At 35.2% G+C, this 15,170-nt stretch carries 12 protein-coding genes and 1 other RNA gene; 2 read left to right on the top strand and 11 right to left on the bottom strand.

The genetic code is table 11. The features are described 5' to 3' along the window. Positions 1 to 14 precede the first annotated feature (14 nt). The 5 genes from alaS to CD155_RS05285 all read right to left on the bottom strand — a co-directional run bounded on the left by alaS (position 15) and on the right by CD155_RS05285 (position 8,474). Entirely contained in the window at positions 15 to 2,645 is a 2,631-nt protein-coding gene (alaS, locus tag CD155_RS05305; protein ID WP_103212735.1) for an alanine--tRNA ligase, read from the bottom strand. 348 nt (positions 2,646 to 2,993) lie between these two features. Then, positions 2,994 to 5,444: an SF1B family DNA helicase RecD2 gene (gene recD2 / locus CD155_RS05300; protein ID WP_103212734.1), complete on the bottom strand. Its 2,451-nt coding sequence runs from the start codon at positions 5,442 to 5,444 to the stop codon at positions 2,994 to 2,996. 1 nt (position 5,445) lies between these two features. After that, entirely contained in the window at positions 5,446 to 6,117 is a 672-nt protein-coding gene (locus CD155_RS05295) for a tetratricopeptide repeat protein (RefSeq protein ID WP_044466736.1), read from the bottom strand. A 96-nt stretch (positions 6,118 to 6,213) separates the two neighbouring features. Next, positions 6,214 to 7,332, bottom strand: coding sequence for a tRNA 2-thiouridine(34) synthase MnmA (gene mnmA, locus CD155_RS05290; protein ID WP_002443227.1), 1,119 nt, complete (start codon positions 7,330 to 7,332; stop codon positions 6,214 to 6,216). Further along, complete coding sequence (locus CD155_RS05285; RefSeq protein WP_103212733.1) at positions 7,332 to 8,474, bottom strand: cysteine desulfurase family protein; 1,143 nt, start codon at positions 8,472 to 8,474, stop codon at positions 7,332 to 7,334. Before CD155_RS05285 ends, mnmA begins: the two co-directional genes overlap by 1 nt. A 258-nt stretch (positions 8,475 to 8,732) precedes the next feature. On the opposite strand from CD155_RS05285, the gene CD155_RS05280 reads away from it, so the two are divergent. After that, positions 8,733 to 9,728 carry an LLM class flavin-dependent oxidoreductase gene (locus CD155_RS05280; protein WP_070872032.1) on the top strand — a complete coding sequence of 332 codons (996 nt, stop codon included), beginning with the start codon at positions 8,733 to 8,735 and terminating at the stop codon, positions 9,726 to 9,728. Positions 9,729 to 9,788: 60 nt separating this feature from the next. Here CD155_RS05280 and CD155_RS05275 read toward each other — a convergent pair whose 3' ends face one another. The 3 genes from CD155_RS05275 to cymR all read right to left on the bottom strand — a co-directional run bounded on the left by CD155_RS05275 (position 9,789) and on the right by cymR (position 10,704). Continuing rightward, positions 9,789 to 9,932, bottom strand: coding sequence for an SAS049 family protein (locus tag CD155_RS05275; RefSeq protein ID WP_002443232.1), 144 nt, complete (start codon positions 9,930 to 9,932; stop codon positions 9,789 to 9,791). A gap of 30 nt (positions 9,933 to 9,962) precedes the next feature. Continuing rightward, positions 9,963 to 10,145, bottom strand: coding sequence for a CsbD family protein (locus CD155_RS05270; RefSeq protein WP_070830997.1), 183 nt, complete (start codon positions 10,143 to 10,145; stop codon positions 9,963 to 9,965). A gap of 136 nt (positions 10,146 to 10,281) precedes the next feature. Continuing rightward, positions 10,282 to 10,704, bottom strand: coding sequence for a cysteine metabolism transcriptional regulator CymR (gene cymR, locus CD155_RS05265; protein ID WP_002443236.1), 423 nt, complete (start codon positions 10,702 to 10,704; stop codon positions 10,282 to 10,284). An 85-nt stretch (positions 10,705 to 10,789) separates the two neighbouring features. Between cymR and CD155_RS05260 the strand changes: the two genes are divergently transcribed. Then, complete coding sequence (locus CD155_RS05260; RefSeq protein ID WP_172605819.1) at positions 10,790 to 12,058, top strand: replication-associated recombination protein A; 1,269 nt, start codon at positions 10,790 to 10,792, stop codon at positions 12,056 to 12,058. Between the two features lie 111 nt (positions 12,059 to 12,169). Here the strand turns inward: CD155_RS05260 and CD155_RS05255 are convergent, their stop codons facing one another. From CD155_RS05255 to aspS, 3 genes are all read right to left on the bottom strand, one after another. Then, positions 12,170 to 12,943 (bottom strand): tRNA threonylcarbamoyladenosine dehydratase, encoded by a 774-nt coding sequence (locus CD155_RS05255; protein ID WP_002443242.1) that lies wholly within the window; start codon positions 12,941 to 12,943, stop codon positions 12,170 to 12,172. Between the two features lie 109 nt (positions 12,944 to 13,052). Beyond that, a non-coding RNA gene (gene ssrS, locus CD155_RS05250) (6S RNA) lies at positions 13,053 to 13,243 on the bottom strand. A gap of 153 nt (positions 13,244 to 13,396) precedes the next feature. Further along, on the bottom strand, positions 13,397 to 15,163 hold the full coding sequence (gene aspS, locus CD155_RS05245) for an aspartate--tRNA ligase (protein WP_103212731.1): 1,767 nt from the start codon (positions 15,161 to 15,163) through the stop codon (positions 13,397 to 13,399). Positions 15,164 to 15,170: the final 7 nt, after the last annotated feature.

Genomic DNA, 15,170 nt, shown 5'->3' with positions numbered 1-15,170 from the left:
ATTATGAAATTAAGTTATAGATTTTTAATATAATCTTTAATAAAGCGTAATGCTTCTGTTATCTTCTCAGGTTGAGTGCCGCCACCTTGAGCCATATCAGGGCGTCCGCCACCTTTTCCTCCTACTATTGGTGCCATATGTTTAATTAAGTCGCCAGCTTTAACTTGATCAGTTAATGACTTAGGCACAGTTGCGATGATTGAAACTTTACCATCAACATTACTTGCTAATACGATAATCGCATCTTGTAATTTAGATTTGAAATCATCCATCGTTGAGCGAATTGCTTTTGCATTAGGAACGTCTACTTCAGTTGCTAACACTTTTAAATCATTGATAGTTTCTACTTGGTCCTCGATATTACCCATTTTAAGAGAAGTAATTTCTTTATTACGTTGTTCTAGTTGTTTTAGTAAGTTCTTCTCTTCTTCTTGTAACTGAGTAATCTTGCCAACAACTTGATCATCTGATTTAACTTTAACATTATTTTTAATTGTATTGAATTTAGATTGTATGTCTTCAAGGTATAAGAATGCTGATTTGCCAGTAAGTGCTTCAATACGTCTTACGCCTGCGCCAGTACCAGACTCACTTACTATTTTGAAAAGGCCTATTTCAGAGGTATTGTTTACATGTATACCTCCACATAATTCAATTGAAAATGGTGCCATGTTAACTACACGTACGATGTCGCCATATTTTTCTCCAAATAAAGCCATTGCACCCATTGATTTCGCTTCATCAATGCCCATTTCTTGTATGCGCACATCTATGCCTCTCCAAATTTCTTCATTCACTCTTCGTTCAACTTGATCAATTTCTTCTTGAGACATTGGACCAAAGTGTGAAAAGTCAAAACGTAATCGGTCAGCTTCTACTAATGAACCTGCTTGGTTGACATGATCTCCTAATACTTCTTTCAATGCTTGATGTAATAAGTGTGTGGCACTATGGTTCTTCTGAATAGCGCGACGTTCATCTTTATTGACACTTGCATCTACTTCTGCGCCAACTGTAGCTTGTCCAAATTGTACTGTACCTTTGTGAAGATTTTGTCCATTAGGTGCTTTAGTCACTTCAGTAACTGCAATTTCAAAATTCTCATTTCCAACCGTACCTTCATCAGCAACTTGACCACCGCTTACCGCATAGAACGGCGTTTCTTTTAAAATAAAGTAAACTGTTTCACCCGCTTCAGCTGATTCAACTTCTTCACCATTGTAAATGAGATGTGTGACAGTTGATTGATAATCAGTTGTTTCGTATCCGACGAATGTACTGTCATCTGTAATGTTTTTAAGCACTTCACTTTGAATTTGCATTGATTGAGAATTTTGACGTGCTTGTCTTGCACGATCTCTTTGTTGTTGCATTTCATTTTCAAATGTAGCCATATCAACAGTTAATCCTTCTTGAGTGGCTAATTCTTCAGTTAATTCAACTGGGAAGCCATACGTATCATATAATTTGAAAGCATCTTCACCTTTAATCTCATGATTATCTTTCTTAGCTTTCTCGATGAATTGATTTAAAATCGCTAAGCCTTCTTCAAGCGTTTCATGGAATCGTTCTTCCTCAGATTTAATTACGCGTTTAATGAAATCCGCTTTTTCTTTTACATTTGGATAATATGGTTCCATAATCTCAGCTACAATATCTACGAGTTTATACATGAATGGTTCATTAATACCTAATGACTGGCTCAATCTTACGGCACGACGTAATAAACGACGTAATACGTAACCTCGACCTTCATTTGCAGGTAATGCACCATCTGCAATCGCAAAGGCAATCGTTCTAATATGATCAGCGATTACTTTAAATGCAACATCTTGTTCATCGACTTCTAAGTATTTTTTACCTGAAATGTTTTCTACTTCGTTAATGATCGGCATAAATAGGTCAGTTTCGTAATTTGTTCTTACATTTTGTGAGATTGAAGCCATACGTTCTAATCCCATGCCGGTATCAATATTTTTATTTGGAAGTGGTGTATACGTATGATCTTTATTATGGTTAAATTCACTAAATACTAAATTCCATACTTCTAAATATCTTTCGTTTTCTCCGCCTGGATACATCTCTTCTTCTGGATCGTTTTGACCATAAGCTTCGCCACGATCATAGAAGATTTCAGTATTCGGTCCTGAAGGTCCTTCACCTATATCCCAGAAGTTCCCTTCAATTCGAATAATACGACTTTCTTCTAATCCGATATCTTCATTCCAAATTTTATATGCACCTGTATCTTCAGGATGAATCGTTACATATAATTTTTCAGGTTCCATACCCATCCATTTATCACTAGTTAAGAATTCCCATGCAAATTCTATCGCTTCTTGTTTAAAGTAATCTCCAATTGAGAAGTTCCCTAACATTTCAAAGAAAGTATGGTGACGTGCTGTGAAACCTACATTTTCAATGTCATTCGTACGAATTGCTTTTTGTGAATTGACAATTCTTGGTTTTCTTGGAGTTTCACGTCCATCAAAGTATTTCTTTAAGGTTGCCACACCTGAATTAATCCATAGTAATGAATCATCATCAATAGGTACTAATGGTGCAGAAGGTTCGACCATGTGACCTTTTTCAACGAAGAAATCTAAATATTTTTGTCTAATTTCACTTGCTTTTAAATTTTTCATTTAAAAAACACTCCCTTTTGGAATTTAGTATTTTGAAAAATAAAAGTATCAATTCAAAACGTAAATGTAGTACATCAATGAAAATAAAAACGTTCATCCACAAAGGGACGAACGTTCTCGCGGTACCACCCTAGTTATAAGGAATTTCGACAACATCAATCACTTAATAAAATGATGTGTATAATCGAATTACTTATCACTTATAGTTACGTATTCAAACTAACATAAAGTAGCGTTCAGTGACTTAGATTGCACTTCTCACCAACCAGTGCATCTCTATCAATCTTAAAGTCACTTACTCATCTCTATGTGAACTTAAGTATATTTTATTTATTTTCGTTAAGAATGTCAACGCTCTGCAAAGTCGTAAGGTGTCATTTCTCCCATATTTATCATAGGGTCTATTTTAAATATCGTCGATTCACTTAATATTATATCTTTTTGAGATTCATCTATGATCGCTTGTTCTTGTTCGTCCAACGTTTCATTGTTGATGGTTTTATTTTCAATAGTTAAAATGTCAGCTGATTCATTATCAACTTGATGATTACCAAAATAAGAGGTAAGCAAGCCATTTAATTGAGTTAAACGTTCTTGGCCTTTCGTGTTCAAGCCAATTTCAAATGCTTGGGGATCACCCAGTAACACAAGCGATTGCTTAGCACGTGTTAAACCTGTGTATAGAATTGGGCGCTGTAACATTCGGAAATATTGTTTAACAATAGGCATAATAACAATTGGGAATTCAGAACCTTGCGATTTATGAATTGATGTACAATAGGCGTGGGTTAATTCTAGTAAATCTTGTCGTGTGAACGTAATTTCGTTCCCTTCGAAATCCACGACTAAGACATCTTTATTTAGAGCATTCTCTTTTGCCCAGAAAATGCCTACAATCACACCTATATCTCCGTTGAAAATATTATCGTTCGGTCGATTCACTAATTGAAGTACTTTATCGCCTTTTCTAAAAACAACATCACCAAATTCAATTTCACGACTATCATCCTTTTTAGGATTTAAAATCGATTGTAATACTTGGTTAAGGCGTTTAATACCAGCATTCCCTTTATACATTGGCGCAAGGACTTGGATATCACTCATATTATAACCTTTACTCACTGCACTCTGAACGACTTTATCTACGACATCAGGTATCTGGTCAGAGGTACAGTTAATAAAACTACGATCGTGAAACCGTTGAGTAATATCTATGGGTTCACCCATCTTCATCCGATGCGCTAAATCGATAATACTTGAGCCATCTTGTTGACGGTATACCTCAGTTAAATTGACTCGGGGGATTGTTTTAGAATCAATAAGATCTTTGAATACTTGACCTGGGCCGACTGAAGGAAGCTGATCTTCATCTCCAACAAATATGATTTGTGCATCTAATGGAACTGCGCTTAAAAATTGATGGAAAAGCCACGTATCAACCATAGACATTTCATCTATAATGATTAATCGTGCATTAATTTCATTGTCTAAAATATCTTGAGGTTGTGTCTCTTGATTCCATCCAATAAGTCTATGAATCGTCATCGCTTCAAGACCTGTCGATTCTTGAAGTCGTTTGGACGCACGTCCGGTTGGAGCAGCTAATACCACAGGGTAATCATCTTCATTATAGTCGTCATAATCTAGGGATAAACCATGAATTTCTGCATAAAGTTCAACAATCCCTTTGATAACAGTCGTTTTACCTGTACCTGGACCACCCGTTAGAAGCATTACTTTCGAATTCATTGCTGTTTCAAGTGCTTCTTTTTGTGATGCAGCATAATTGACTTTATTATGTGACTCTATTTCTCCAATGTGCATTTGAAGATCAGATTGTTCGATTTCTTTTAATTTTGTTGTGTTTGTCTTAATTCGATATAAATTTTGGACACTTTTCAGTTCGGAATAATATAAGCTTGGAATGGATACTTGTTCATCACTCAGAATTAATTTTTTCTCTTCAGAAAGTTGCAATATCATTTCTTCAAGTGTTTCTCTAGCAATAGTTACATCAGTACCATCGTTTAACATCTCTTGTGTCGTATCAATGACATATGAATTAGGAAGATATGTGTGTCCCTGTTTGATACATTCTTCTTCAAGTATATATAACAAACCCGCTTTCAAACGTTCAGGTGAATTCGCAGCAATACCAATATTACGTGCAAGTTGGTCGGCTTTATTAAACCCGATTCCTTTAATATCATAAACGAGTTGATAAGGATTTTCGTCCAAAATTTTAAGCGTATCACTCATATAGAATTGATAGATAGCCATCGACAGTTTTGGACCGAAACCTAAATCATGTAATCGAATCATAATTTTCTCAGATTCTTGATTTGCACTAATTTGTTCAGCAATTTGCTGTTGCTTTTTCTTAGGCAAACTCGGCACCTTTTGCAAAATCTCAGGATGATTTAATATATCATTAATTGCGTTCTCACCTAATGCATTAACGATATTCTGTGCCGTTTTTTTACCGATGCCTTTAAATAAATCACTAGATAAATAACTCACAATGGCATCTTTTGTTTGAGGCAATTCCTTTTCAAAGGTTTCAGCTTTTAATTGTTTACCATACCGTGGATGCTCTACAACTTGCCCTTTAAAGGTGTACACGTCTCCTTCAACTACATTTGGAAGAAACCCTACAACTGTTGGCATACTATCAAATGATTCATTTGTTTCAATAGTGTCTACTTTAAGAACTGTATAGAAGTTATCATTATTTTGAAATAATATAGCATCTACTGTGCCTTTGATCATTGAATAATCAAATAGTGTAGGGTCAGACATGTTACTCCTCCTCTTTCATTGTCTTAAAGGTTTTTAATGCGTGTTGACTTAATAAATGTTGGTCATCAATGGCAACTGCTTGTTCAAAATAAGCAATTGCTTCATCTATATCTTCGTTCTTCATATAACTTGCTAAGCCAAGATTATAAATGGCGTCAACATGTTTAGCATCGATATTTAACACGTGTTTCAATTGGTTAATTGCTTGGTCGAACATTTCAAGATGACATAAAGTTAAGCCATATTGGAATTGAATTTCCGCGTCATTATTTTCATCTTTCTCTGCTGCTGTCATTAAGAAAGGTAACGCCTCTTTAAAGGCTTCTAATTGATTAAATGACATACCAATCATATAATTACAATCTACTACTGTCGTTACGTTATTCTTCAGTGCTGTTTGATATAATTTAATCGCTTCTTTATAGCGTCCTTCATTGTAATACACATTAGCTAGGTTATAATAGACAGCTCCATTTGACGGATCAATCGTTATTGCCTTTTGGAAGAATCGTTCTGCTTTTTCTATTTCTCCTGCGTCTGATAAGACAATTCCTGCATTAATATAATTTTCAACCGCATCAGGATTTTCTTCGATATTTTCAAATAATGCTTTTAAAGCATCCTCAAGCTGTCCATTCTTTATGTATTGATAAATTGTATTCTGCTCATGCATTCTCCGTACCTCATTTCTAAATGATTATAACATGTTTTAAAATGAAAAACCGTTAACCCAAAGATAAAAATCTTGTGAATTAACGGTATTCATACTTTAAACTACATAACTTAATTGACCTTCGTTCTTATATACATCATCGATAGTTGCGCCACCTAAACAAACTTCTCCATTATAAAATACGACTGCTTGTCCTGGTGTGATTGCACGTACAGGTTGATCAAATGTAACGCGTATTGAATTTTCATTTTCACGTTGCACAAACACTTTCGTGTCCTTTTGACGATAACGGAATTTCGCAGTACATTCGAATCCTTGTTCTAAATTAATTTCGCCTTCATTAACAAATGAATAATCTGATGCTACAAGATAATCACTATATAACGCATCATGATGGAATCCTTGTTCAACATAAAGCACATTGTCATCTAAGTTTTTACCAACAACAAACCACGGATCGCCATCACCGCCAATACCTAGTCCATGACGTTGTCCAATGGTATAGTACATTAAACCACTATGTTGACCCATCTTTTTACCATCTAGCGTTACCATATCTCCTGATTGCGCAGGTAAATATTGAGATAAGAATTCTTTAAAGTTTCTTTCTCCGATGAAACAAATACCCGTAGAATCTTTCTTTTTAGCTGTTGCTAAATCTTGTTCCTCAGCAATTCGACGTACTTCACTTTTTTCAATATCACCAATTGGGAACATAACTTTGGATAGTTGTTCTTGAGACAATTGATTCAAGAAATAAGTTTGATCTTTATTATTATCTACGCCTCGCAACATTTCAACATGTCCATCTTCGTGACGACGAATGCGTGCATAATGGCCTGTTGCTACATAATCAGCGCCTAATTTCAATGCATGTTCTAGGAATGCTTTGAATTTAATTTCTTTATTACACATCACATCTGGATTTGGTGTTCGACCTTTTTTATATTCATCTAAGAAATATGTGAAGACTTTATCCCAATATTCTTCTTCAAAATTAACAGCATAATAAGGTATGCCAATTTGGTTACATACAGCGATGACATCGTTGTAATCTTCAGTTGCAGTACATACACCATTTTCGTCTGTGTCGTCCCAATTCTTCATGAAAATTCCAATAACATCGTAACCTTGTTCTTTTAAAAGATAGGCCGTTACTGAACTATCAACGCCACCTGACATTCCGACAACTACTCGTATATCTTCATTAGACACTATGATTCCTCCTTAAATTTATGATAAATTTTATGAATTTCAGCTACTATATATTTAATTTGTTGTTCAGTCATTTCTTCATTAAAGCTAAATCTCACAGAATGTTTCGCACGTTCTTCATCTTCGAACATTGCAGCAAGTACATGTGATGGCGTTGTTGACCCAGCTGTACATGCAGAGCCAGAAGAGACATAAACATTTGCTAAATCTAGTAATGTTAACATTGTTTCCACATCGATAAATGGAAAATAGAGATTTAAAATATGCCCTGTTGAATCTGTCATTGAACCATTCAATTCAAATGGAATGGCACGTTCTTGTAGACTCACTAAGAATAATTCTTTTAGATTCATCAAATGAACGTTGTTCACATCTCGATTCCGAACAGCTAATTCCAAAGCTTTAGTAAGACCGACAATTTGAGGTACATTTTCTGTACCTGCGCGACGTTTAGTCTCTTGTTCTCCGCCTAACTGATTAAATTCTATTGGCGTGTTTTCCTTTACTAGTAAGATACCGGCACCTTTAGGTCCACCAAATTTATGACCTGTGATACTCATAGTGTCTATTTTAAAGTCATGAAAGTCTATATCTAAATGACCGATTGCTTGCACTGCGTCAACATGGAATAACGCATTAGAATCGGCAATAATATCTTCAATATCATACATATTTTGTACTGTTCCAATTTCATTATTTACAAACATAATAGACACTAAAATCGTTTTATCAGTAATCGTATCGCGTAATTGATCTAAATCAACAGCCCCTGTATCATCAACATCTAAATACGTTACGTCATAACCTTCACGTTCAAGTTGTTCAAATACATGTAACACAGAATGATGTTCAATTTTAGAAGTAATGATATGATTTCCTAACTGTTCATTGGCTTTAACTAATCCTTTGATTGCAGTATTATTTGATTCCGTTGCGCCACTTGTAAAAATCACTTCACTCGGTTTAGCACCTACTAATTGTGCGACTTTACGACGCGACTGGTCTAGATATTTTCTAGCATCTCTACCTATTAAGTGAATAGAAGATGGATTACCATAATGATTCTTATAAATTTCCATCATTGCATCAACGACTTCAGGTTTCACTGGTGTGGTCGCGGCATAATCTGCATAAACTTCCATGTATAGACACTCCTCGTCAATTTATCAATGTTCCTATAATAGCACTAATCATTGCTTTTTTCTACCATTCTGTTTTTGTAAGTATGGTTATAATTTAGAATTATTTTAACATTTATTTAGGTATCTTTTCGATGTATAATTTTTTGCTAAATTCATTTTTGAAAATGATCATTATCTATGCATGAGCATATAAATATTGTGATGAAGGTCTGACTGTTATACTTCAATTATTAAAATGACATGAAAGGAAGCTAAAAAATGAAAGATATTAAATTATCAGCTTTAAATCTTGTACCAATTAGAGAAGGTCAAAATGATCAAGATGCAATCAATGATATGGTTAATTTAGCGCAAGGTTTAGATGATTTAGGGTATGAACGCTATTGGATTGCTGAACATCATAATGCGCCAAACTTAGTTAGCTCCGCTACAGCGTTACTGATTCAACATACTTTAGAACATACTAAAAATATTAAAGTTGGTTCTGGAGGAATTATGCTTCCTAACCATGCCCCACTAATTGTAGCTGAACAATTTGGTACGATGGAGACAATGTTCCCTCGTCGTGTCGATTTAGGATTAGGACGTGCGCCTGGTACGGATATGATGACTGCAAGCGCATTGAGACGAGATCAACATCATGGTGTATATCAATTTCCAGAAGAAGTAGAACAATTAGAGAAATATTTCGGACCTGGCAACCAACAAGCGTATGTACGAGCGTATCCAGCAGTTGGTAAGAACGTTCCTCTTTATATATTAGGTTCATCAACAGATTCTGCTCATCTAGCTGCGCGAAAAGGTTTACCTTATGTATTTGCTGGACACTTCGCCCCTCAACAAATGAAAGAAGCCATTCAAATCTACAAAGAATTATTTGAACCGTCTGATGTTTTAAGTGAGCCTTATGTGATTGTTTGTTTAAACGTCATCGTTTCAGATACAGATGAACATGCAGAATACTTAGCAAGTACAATGGCACAAATTATGGTAAGTATTACTCGAGGAAGAATGCAAGCGGTCCAACCGCCTACTGATGATTTAAAAGGATTACTCACGCCGAGAGAATATGAGTTAGCTCAACAACGTTTTGCTGGTTCACTCATAGGTTCAGAAACATCTGTGAAAGAACAGCTTGAAAACTTTATTAGTGAATATGGAGAAATAGATGAATTGATGGCTATTAGTTATATATATGACCAAGATAAGCAATTAGAATCATATCAACGTTTGCAAAATGCTTTAAAATCATAATTATGTATATAAAAAAGGAAGGGCGTTTGCCCTTCCTTTTTGTATTAATGATTAAGTGACTTATTTGTCGTCTTTATCTTCTTTGTCGTCGTTGTCTCCGCCACCAGTATATTCATTAATTTTATCTTTAGCTTTGTTCACTTGCTCGTTATCGCTATCCTTAAATTTTTCTGCTGCTTCTTTTGCTTTATCCATGAAACTCATAAATAATAGCTCCTTTCAAATTTTGAAAAATTATTTTTTTAAATTATCAATGAAGTCATTGGCTTTATCTTTGGCATTTTCAACGAATTCTTTCGCTTTGCCAGAAGTTTTATCCTCTTGACCTTCACTTTCAAGTTCTTCGTTGTTGGTAGCATTTCCGATTGTCTCTTTGATGTTACCTTTAGCTTGTTCAAATTTACTTTCATCTGCCATATTAACTACCTCCTCGATGTATTATTTGTAATACCACTTGAAAAAGAAGATAAACATATGAAAATAAATTTTTTAAAATTAAAGGATATCGTAATAAAATTAATATCAATATACTGAAGCGAAACTGATGAAACCTTTAGATATAGAACATATATCCATCTAAATCTTCATCAGTTTCTTTATAGTCAGCAAGATATTTTAAAGTTGTGTTATCTAAAACATCTCTTACAGCATCTCTCATTCTTAACCATAATTGTTTCTGTGCAGGTGGCTCAGATTCAATACTTTCTACAAATGTGATTGGACCTTCAAGTAAGCGAATAATGTCGCCTGCTGTGATTTCTTCAGCTGGTACTCTAAGTTGATAACCACCTTTAGCACCACGCACACTTCGAATTAATCCAGCATTTCTTAAAGGGCCGACTAATTGTTCAAGATATAAATCACTTAATTTATTTTCTTCAGCAATAGACTTTAAAGATACACAACCTTGACCTTCTCTTTTCGCAAGAGAAATCATAAGTGTTAGTCCATATCTCCCTTTTGTTGATATTTTCATTGTATAACCTCACTTAATTCGAATTATATATATTCCCATTCTATCATTTTTTGCGTTAAGATAATATTAGAAAGGTGTGACAAATGTGAGTACAGAACCTTTAGCGTCTCGAATGAGACCTATGAATATAGATGAAATTATTTCTCAACAGCATCTTGTTGGGCCAAAAGGCATTATTAGAAGGATGGTTGATACTAAACGATTATCATCAATGATATTTTATGGACCACCTGGAATTGGAAAAACGAGTATAGCCAAAGCGATATCTGGAAGTACTCAATTCAAATTTAGACAACTCAATGCTGTTACAAATACAAAAAAAGACATGCAAATGGTTGTCGAAGAAGCAAAAATGTCAGGACAGGTCATTCTACTCCTTGATGAAATTCATCGTTTAGATAAAGCTAAACAAGATTTTCTTTTACCTCACTTAGAAAATGGCAAAATTGTATTGATTGGTGCGACAACTTCTAATCCTTATCATGCAATTAATCCAGCTATACGTTCTCGGGCACAAATTTTTGAACTCTATCCATTAGATGATCATGACGTGAGAATTGCACTTGATCGTGCGATTGATGATAGTGACCGTGGACTCAATAGCTATCATCCAGTTGTAGATGAAGATGCTATGGAATACTTTTCAACTCAAAGCCAAGGCGATGTTAGAAGTGCTTTGAATGCATTAGAACTAGCTGTACTTAGTGCTGATGAAGAAAATAATCAACGACATATCACTTTAGATGATGCTAAAGATTGTTTACAAAAAGGCGCATTCGTTAGCGATAAAGATGGAGATATGCACTATGATGTGATGAGTGCCTTTCAAAAATCTATTAGAGGAAGCGATGTTAATGCAGCTTTACACTATTTAGCACGATTAATTGAAGCTGGCGACTTACCTACAATTGTAAGACGTTTATTAGTGATTAGTTATGAAGATGTAGGACTCGCATCACCTAGTGCAGGACAACGTACCTTAGCAGCAATTCAATCTGCAGAACGATTAGGTTTCCCGGAGGCACGAATTCCTCTAAGTCAAGCTGTCATCGAGCTTTGTCTATCACCTAAATCAAATTCAGGCATTACTGCGATTGATAGCGCTCTGAGTGATATACGAAAAGGTTTAGTCGGTCAAATACCAGACTATTTGAAAGATGGTCATTATTCTGGTGCTAAAAAATTAGGAAGAGCCATTGGTTATAAGTATCCTCATAATTATGAAAATGGCCACGTCGTGCAACAATATTTACCGGATAAGCTAAAAAATAGAATTTATTATGAACCTAAAACCACGTCAAAAAGTGAACAGCAATTTAAAGCTGTTTATGAAAATTTATTGAACAAAAAATAAGAATTAGCTTTATTTCACATAAAAGATATTCTGATTTAAGTGATTGTATCTGTTTAACAGTACTTATTTCGGAATATCTGTTTTGAAAGTTAAAGCTAACTCATTTTATATTTATTGCCCTTTATCTTTAATACGTCTCACAGGAATATCTTTAAGAATGTCATTAATGACATAACTCGCACAGATAAGCCCTACAACACTTGGCACAAACGCATTAGAAGATGGTGGTATTTGTCCTTTTCTATTGATTGCATTTTTATCCCCGACTGTTTCTTTAACGTCTTCACGTATAACGATAGGACTCTCATCTGAAAAGACAACCTTAACACCTTTACGAATACCTTGTCGTTTTAAGCGATTTCTAATCACTTTAGCCATTGGATCTGTGTGTGTCTTAGAGATATCAGCAATTTCAAAACGCGTCGGATCAGTTTTATTAGCGGCACCCATACTTGAAATCATATTAATACCACGTTCTAGGCATTCTTTCATTAAATGTACTTTATAAATAATTGTATCACTTGCATCAATAAAGTAATCAATATCGTAATTATTAAAGATTTCTTCGTACGTTTCTTCTGTATAAAACATATGTAATGGTGTGACTTTACATTCTGGATTGATCAATTTGATACGTTCTTCCATCAACGTCACTTTACTTTGGCCAATAGTTGTAGTTAATGCATGAATTTGTCTGTTTACATTTGTGATATCTACATCATCTTTATCTATGAGTATAATGTGACCAATATTTGTTCTTGCAAGTGCTTCAGCGGCGAAAGACCCCACGCCGCCTACTCCTAAGACAGCTACTGTTTTATTTCTTAATAAGTCCAAACCTTCTTGACCAATTGCCAATTCATTTCTGGAAAATTGATGTTTCATTGTTTACTCCTTTATAAAACTTAACTTTGTTATGAGCTCATTTTATTATGTATATGGTTCATTGTAAAAATTCACATAAAAATACGCAAGACCGAAGTCTTGCGTACCGATAGAGTCCGTAGGTGCCGTAGTTGTAAAAAGCTTGATCATTCGGCCTGCTATATACAGGTGGGTGCCCTGTTTCTCGTTTTGCAAGTCCTCCTATAGAGGCGTGTGCGCTGCGAGAAAACCTATTGGGCTCCCTGATCAAAGAGTGTTAGGCCCAAATAAAAAGCAAACTTACGAACACCACAGATGACTATCTTATGAAAATATCATACCACAAAATCGTAGATAAAGATATTTTTAAAACTTATACTATCTGACATTTCTTAGCGAAATGTTTTTGTTGGGCCCTAACCCCAACTCGCATTGCTTGTTGAGTTTCTGTTGAAACTCTCTTTGTTGGGGCCCCTAGTGTCTGATTCTTAGTGATAGTTCTTGGAGTTGTTTGTCTGAGACTTGGCCTGGTGCGTCTGTGAGTAGGCATGTTGCTGATGCTGTTTTAGGGAATGCGATTGTGTCTCTTAGGTTTGTTCTGTTTGTGAGTAGCATCACAAGTCTATCTAATCCTAGTGCAATACCGCCATGTGGTGGTGCACCGTATTTAAATGCATCTAGTAAGAAACCGAATTGTTCTTGTGCTTGTTCAGCTGAAAAGCCTAAAACTTCAAACATTTTTTGTTGTAGTTCACCATCGTGAATTCTGATTGAACCGCCTCCAAGCTCATAACCGTTTAATACGATATCATAAGCATTTGCTTGAGCATTTTCAGGTTCTGAATCTAACTTAGCTATATCCTCTTGTTTAGGTGATGTGAATGGATGGTGAGCAGCAACATAACGTTTCGCATCTTCATCATATTCAAGAAGTGGCCAATCTGTAACCCATAAGAAGTTTAATTTAGATTCATCAATCAGTCCTAGTTCTTTAGCAAGTTTGATACGTAATGCGCCTAAACTTTGTGCCACTACACTTGGTTTGTCAGCAACAAACATCACTAAGTCACCTGGTTTAGCACCTGTAAGTTCTTTAAGTGTTTCAACGTTTGCATCTTCGAAGAAACGCGCAATTGGACCACTTAATCCATCTTCAACGACTTTAACCCACGCTAAACCTTTAGCACCGTAGATATTAACGAATTCAGTTAGTGCATCCATGTCTTTACGTGTATATTTGTCAGCAGCGCCTTCAGCTACAATTGCCTTAATTTCGCCGTCATTTTCGACAGTATCTTTAAAGACTTTGAAATCCATGTCTTTACCTAATTGAGATACGTTGATAAGTTCCATATCAAAACGTGTATCAGGTTTATCTGAACCATAACGATCCATTGCTTCAGCATATGTCATACGTGGAAACGGAGCTGGAACATCAATGCCTTTAACGTCCTTAACCACTTTACGTAACATTTCTTCGCCCATTGAAATGACATCTTCTTGATCAACAAAGCTCATTTCAATATCAACTTGTGTAAATTCAGGTTGGCGGTCTGCACGTAAATCTTCATCACGGAAACATTTAACAATTTGATAATATTTATCGAATCCACTAATCATTAAGAGTTGTTTAAACAATTGTGGTGATTGTGGTAATGCGTAAAATTCACCTTCATGTACACGAGATGGTACGAGATAATCACGGGCGCCTTCAGGTGTAGATTTAGTTAACACTGGTGTTTCAATATCGAAGAAGCCATTGTCATCTAAGTATTGACGTATTGAACGTGTTGTTTGATGTCTCATTTTGAAAGTTTGCGCTAATTCTTGACGACGTAAATCTAAGTATCTATATTTTAAACGGATATTTTCATCTACATTCACGTTTTCTTCGTTAATTGCAAATGGTGGTGTCTCTGATTTGTTAATAATTTCAATATTTGAAACTTGTACTTCGACTTGTCCTGTTTTAATTTTAGGGTTAACCGTTTCAGCGTCACGTTTTGTAACAACACCTTCAACTTCAACTACATATTCAGAACGTACAGTTTCTGCAACTTTTAAAGCTTCTTCTGAAAAGTCTGGATTGAAAACAATTTGAACAATACCTTCACGGTCTCTTAAATCTACGAAAATCAAACCACCTAGGTCACGTCGATTGTGTACCCAACCTTTTAAAGTAACCTTTTCATTTAATAATTCTTCTGTGACTAAACCACAATATGTTGTTCTCTTACTCAAAGTAATA

This window comes from Staphylococcus caprae, from assembly GCF_002902725.1.
Taxonomy (GTDB): Bacteria; Bacillota; Bacilli; order Staphylococcales; family Staphylococcaceae; genus Staphylococcus; species Staphylococcus caprae.
The sequence above is the reverse complement of the archived record's forward strand: the minus strand, read 5'-3'. Positions and strand labels throughout refer to the sequence as shown.